Genomic DNA, 5,574 nt, shown 5'->3' with positions numbered 1-5,574 from the left:
CCGGTCCAGGTCCACGAACATCACGCAGGGCGAAGCAGATCTCGGGGCGCGCCCCTCGCCGCACGCCTCGCGCAGCCGCTCCAGAAACAGGCGGCGGTTGGGGAGCCCGGTGAGCGCGTCGTAAAAGGCGGCGCGGCGCAGGCTTTCTTCCGCGCGGCGCTTTTCGGTCACGTCGCGCGCCACCACCTGCGCGGCGGGCTGGCCGCGGAACAGGATGGGAAAGCTCACCGCCTCCATGTGCCGCACCTCGCCCCGCACGGGGACAATGCGGTACTCGGCCGGGTCCAGCTCGCTCCCGGCGAACAGGGTGCCCATGCGGGCCACCACGCGCGGCTGGTCGTCGGGATGGATGAAGTCCAGCAGCGGGCGGCCGATGACCTCCGCGACCGTGAGCCCCACGACGGCGGCCGCGGCGGGGTTGGCGTACTCGATTCCGTCCAGCGTGTAGATGAAGATGGGTTCCGGCGACTGGTCCACCAGGACGCGGTACTCCGCCTCCGTGCGAAAAAAGGAGCCGGCCCGGGCGCCGTCCTCGTCCAGGCACTCCACGCGCGCCCCGGGGAGCGCCTGGATGACGGCGTTCTGCCACGAGGCCCGCAGTTCCGCGCTCCCCCCGATCAGCAGCACCCGCGGCTCGTTCTTCACGGCTCCGTTCCGGTTGCGGGCGAATCGTCCACGCCGGGCGGGAAACGCATGGAACAGGCCCAGGCCGCGACACGCGGGGCACCGCGCCGGGCGGCGCCGCGAACCCGATTCACGTCCGCGGGACGGGCTCTCGGTTGGCGTCATGGAATGCACGATCGCTACGGCGCGGTGAGGTCGCCCGACTGAATCATCTGCACCGGGCGCACCCGTTCCGCCACCCGGAACCGCACCGGCTCGTCCGCCCCCGGCGCGACGGACACCATCTGCTCCGGCGGGGCCTCGTGGTGGCGGGGAAGGGAAGCCGCGGCCACCCGCACCCGGTACCAGCCGGGGCGCAGCGCCCCCGCCTCAAAGCGGCCGTCCGGGCCGGTGCGCGCGTGCCGGGTGCCGCCCGGGCCCGCCAGCTCCACCGTCACACCGGGCAGGGGTGCCTGCACGGAATCCGTCCCCACGCGCATCACCACGCCGCTCACCCGCCCGGCGCGCTGCAGGCCGATCAGGACGGGTTCGGCGCGCCCCCCGCGCACGGCGACGGGGACCGGCAGGTCGCGGTCGGCCACGCGCTCCGGCCCGGCGCCCGGCTCCACCCGCAGCGCGTAGTCGCCGTCCGGCAGCCCGGTGAAGCCCGCGTAGCCGCCGCGGTCCGTCACCGCCAGCCGGTCCGCCACGCGCACCACCAGGTCCGGAATGCCGGCGCCCGTCGCCGGGTCCACCACGCGCGCCACGATCCCCTCCGTGCCGCGCGACGGGAGCGGAACGCCGAGGGGGAGCGCGTACTCCAGCACGCCGCCGCGCGTCCATCCCCCCTGCGTGCGCGAGTCCGCCACGCCGCGCATGGTCACGCGGTGGCCGCCCGCCAGCGCGCGCTCCAGGGACAGGGACACGCGCGCTTCCCGCCGCCCGCCGTCCGGCTGCCGCGCATCCGCCGAAATGCGCAGCCACGTGCCGCGCAGAATGGGCGCGTTGGCGGTGACCGTGCCGGACCACTCGGCCTCGTCCGCGCGCAGCCCCGTGCCGCCCCGGCGCCGCTGCACGCCCGCGCTCACGTACGTGCCGTCGCGCGCGGCCAGGATGGACTGCACCCCGGCGATGTGGAACGGCGCCGCAGCCCCGCCGATGGCGGAAACCGACTGGCCCTGCTCGTACCACACGTTCACCCAGTCGCGGGGGAAGAGGGGAAAGCCCAGCCGGGCGCGCAGCGAGCGGAGGTCGCCGGGGGAGGCGGTGTCCGCGGCGGCGTCGCGGTACTCCAGCGACAGGCGGCGCCCCCACGCCAGCGCCGCGCGCCGGGTCGTCCGCACGGCCGCCAGGCTGTCTTCGGCGAACCAGACGCCTTCGCGCGCGCGCCGGAGCGACGCGGAAAACGACAGCCCCGCACCCGGGTTCAGCACCAGCGAGGCCATGTCCTGATCGCGCGTGGCGCCGCCCGGGGCCGGCAGGGCGCCGCGCACGTGCAGCACTTCGTACGAACCGATGCGCCTCGCACCCCAGGCACGGACCGCGAGCGGCATCCCCTCCGCGCCCGTCACGCCGGGCGCGGCCTCCGCTTCGGCGTTCAGCGCCGGGTCCAGGCGCAGGGCGGCGTCCACCGTCCAGCGCGCCGCGCTGTCGGCGACGACGGCGTTCAGGCCGGCGCGGGCGCGGCCGCCGCCCACGCGCAGAAAGCCGCCCGCGGTGCCGGGGCGGCCCTCGCCCCGGCGGTCGCGCGCGGCCATGGCCCCGCCGCTCAGCCATCCCCGGTGCACCGAGGCCGCCCCGCCGAAGCCGAACGTTCCGGGCTCCGTAAGGCGGGAAAGGGAGTAGAAGTCGTCCCCCAGCCGCAGCGCCAGGCCGGGCGCGTCCAGCCGCACCCGCGCCTCGTCCCGCCGCGCGTACGGGGTGCCGGCCGGGTCCGCGGTGCGCGCGTCCACCGCCAGCCGCACGGAACCGGCGCGGTCCAGCGCGCCGGCGGCGGAAAGCCCGACCCCCGCGCCGGTGAGCGAATCGCTCGCCAGCACCCGCAGCTCCACGGGAAAGCGCCGCCCGGAGCGCACCCTTCCCCCGCGCGGCACGATGGTCACCACGGTCTGCCCCGCCGCGGCCGGCGCCCCCGACAACGCGGTCAGGCCCACCTGGTGGCGCTGGCTGGACGGCCCGCCCGTGGGCGTACGCCCGCGCACCGTGACGATGCGCGCGGCGCCGGCGCGAGGTCCACCGCCTCCACGTCGGCGCGCGGAGTGATGCCGCGGTCGCCGCGGACGCTCAGCCGCACGCGCTCGGCGACGTTCCCCGCGTTGCCGACGCGAAAGCGCACCGCGTACTCCTCGCCGCCCAGGCGCGGCGCCGTCCACCACCACCGTCACGCTGCGCCGCTCCGCGACCACCACCAGCACGGAATCCGCCACGCCCGCGACGGTGTAGCGCACGGCGTGCGTCCCCGCCGCCGCCGTCGCGGGCACGCGCACGCCCACCAGCCGCAGTTCCGCCGCGCCGGCCGCCAGCTCGCCCGCGTCGCCCGCCGTGGCGCGCCATCCCGCGGGGAGCGACGCCTGCCCGGGGAGCACGGCGGGGGCGCCGGACACGTTGGTGACGCGGAAGGGAAAGGTGATGGACTGCCCGGCCGCCGCCTCCACCCGCGCCGGCCCCCGCCGCTCCACGCGCGCGCGCTGGGCCTCCGCGCGCCCCGTGAGGAGCGCGCAGAGGCCCAGCGTGAACAGAAACGGACGAAGCGCGCGCATCCCCGGCTCAGATGCGGATGGTGTACTCCGCGCCGAACACGTCGTCGCTCCCCGTATCCACCGTCACCATCGCGCGATAGGTGCCCGGCGCCAGGCCGCGCAGGTCGAACGCCTGGTGGATGGAGCTGCCGGGGTACACCAGGCCGCGGGTGCTGGACCGCTGCCCGGCCGGGGCGCCGTCCGCGCGGAACAGGTCCATGCGCAGCTCCAGCCGGTCCGCCTGCTCGCCCGTGTTCATGATGTCCATCTCCAGCGCGGGGGCGCGCCCCGGCCCGGTGACGCGCGCGCCCTGCAGCGCCACGCGGCGCTCCGCCTCGCCCACGTGCGTCGCCAGCTGCACGGCGTAGCGGATCACGGGGGTGAGCCCCAGCCGTCCCGTGCGCGCCGCGGAAACGGACGCGGGATCCATCGTTTCCACCAGCAGCACGCTCCAGTATGAGCCGCGGACGTCGCCGCCGGCCGGAACGGTGACCGTGTACGCCACCGTGGCCTCCTCGCCCGGCGCCAGCGTGAGCTGCGACGGGCTGAACCGCACCCAGGGCGCGTTGCTGCGCGGCGTGCTGCCGGGCGCGTCGTAAAAGGTGCGGCCGTCCGCAAGAAAGCGGTAATCCGCGGCGGAGACGCGGGCGGTGCGGGCGTCGCCCCCCGCGTTGCGGACGCGCACGGTGCCGCTGTAGCTGGCGCCGGGCGCGGCCTGGCGCTCTTCCACGGTGCTGCTGACCACGCTAATCTGGGCGGCGGACTCGGACGCGGCGGCCAGCGCGGCGAGGGCCAGGAAAACGAGACGCTTCATGATGACTGCACGGGGTACGGCGGGGGAAAAGCAGCGGGCGGGCGCCGGAGTGGGGCACCCGCCCGTGACAGCGATGCGGATCAGGCGCCGGCGGTGATGGTGTAGGTCACCGTGCGGTTGCCGGCCTGCACGACGCCGGCAGCAACGGTCGCGCTCAGGCCGTAGCTGATGGACAGGCCGGACTGGTTCACCGTGCTCACGCCGGTCACCACGTCCATGGCGGTGGTGCTCAGGTTTACCGCGCCCGCGCTGGTGGCGCCCGACGGCGCGGCCATGTTCACGCTCAGCGTCACGCCCGACGGCATGTTGGAATCCAGCGAAGCCGTGATCTTGCGGCCGGTCTCGTTGGTGGTGATGGCATAGGTGCCGCTGGCGGTGGCGCTGGTAAGCCCGCTGCCCGGGGTGGCGGCGCTGATCACCAGCGACGGCGAGCCGGAAACCGCGATCTCGTTCACGGCCGAAACTTCGTAGCTCACGGTCTGGGTGGCGGTCTGCGCGGAGGCGTTGGTGGCGGCCAGGGCGGCGGCGGCAACGGCGAAAGCAGCGGCGATGCGGATGGACATGTTGCGATTCCTTCGAAACAGAAAGATGGGGACGCGCGGATCAGGGGGGAGCCGCGCCGGATTCCGCCAGCCCGTCCGGGCCGGCGACGCACTCCCCCAAGGCGAATGGCGTTCCACATTGTATCAGATCCGCAACTGGTTGCTGGAGGTGGGTTTAGCCGGGTTTGTGCATCGCGGCGCGGGCGGCCGGTTGTGTACGGAATCCGTACATCTCCAGCCGCGGAAAGGGCGCAAGCCGATGCAGAAGAATGGTTTGCGGGATTGTGTCCGGATTCCGGGCGCGCAAACGTCTGTTTTCCGCCTTCCGGACGGCGGCGCGTGGAGGAAACCGTGCGGCAGGTGGCGCAAAACACACCGGCCCCGGGGCGCACCCCGGGGCCGGATCGAATTGGGCAACGTCAAAACCCGGCGGCGCCGGGGTACGGCTTACATCAGCAGGTCGGCGGGAATGCCCAGCGTTTCCCGAAGCGCCGCGATCTGCCCCTTGCTGAGCTCGCGCTTGCCGGAAAAGAACTCCGACACGCGGCTGCGCCCGCCCATGAGGTCGGCCAGGTCGGCGCGGCTCATGTTGCGCTGCTCCAGCATGAAGTCCACCACGTTCTGCGGCGTAAGGCCGGAGTCGTCGATGGGGTTGTGCTGCTCGTCGTAGTGCTCCACGAGCAGCGACAGCATCTCAAGGCGGTCGAAGTCCTCGGAGAACGGCTGGGGATCCAGATCCAGCAGCCGGTCGATTTCGGATGCCGCCGCCTCGTACTCCTCCGCGGTGCGAAGGACGTGCGGTGCCGGAATGTCGATGACCGTGAGCATCTTGGGGCGCTCCATAGTAGGTACCGTGAGCTGCAGTTGCCGTGAAACC

At 74.1% G+C, this 5,574-nt stretch carries 5 protein-coding genes; all 5 read right to left on the bottom strand.

Features of this window, described 5'->3' with window-relative positions; translation table 11 throughout:
* Positions 1 to 645, bottom strand: a 645-nt coding sequence (locus VF665_RS10895; RefSeq protein WP_331053457.1) for a PAS domain S-box protein, incomplete at its 3' end; no start/stop codon positions are given.
* 158 nt (positions 646 to 803) lie between these two features.
* Complete coding sequence (locus tag VF665_RS10890) at positions 804 to 3,362, bottom strand: carboxypeptidase-like regulatory domain-containing protein (protein ID WP_331053456.1); 2,559 nt, start codon at positions 3,360 to 3,362, stop codon at positions 804 to 806.
* Positions 3,363 to 3,369: 7 nt separating this feature from the next.
* A complete protein-coding gene (locus VF665_RS10885) occupies positions 3,370 to 4,155 on the bottom strand; it encodes a hypothetical protein (protein WP_331053455.1) in 786 nt (261 codons plus the stop codon).
* Between the two features lie 80 nt (positions 4,156 to 4,235).
* Positions 4,236 to 4,718: a hypothetical protein gene (locus VF665_RS10880; RefSeq protein WP_331053454.1), complete on the bottom strand. Its 483-nt coding sequence runs from the start codon at positions 4,716 to 4,718 to the stop codon at positions 4,236 to 4,238.
* 426 nt (positions 4,719 to 5,144) lie between these two features.
* Positions 5,145 to 5,574, bottom strand: a 430-nt coding sequence (locus VF665_RS10875; protein WP_331053453.1) for a helix-turn-helix domain-containing protein, incomplete at its 5' end; no start/stop codon positions are given.

The organism is Longimicrobium sp. (assembly GCF_036387355.1).
Taxonomy (GTDB): domain Bacteria; phylum Gemmatimonadota; class Gemmatimonadetes; order Longimicrobiales; family Longimicrobiaceae; genus Longimicrobium.
This window is presented reverse-complemented; position numbering and strand designations above follow the sequence as displayed.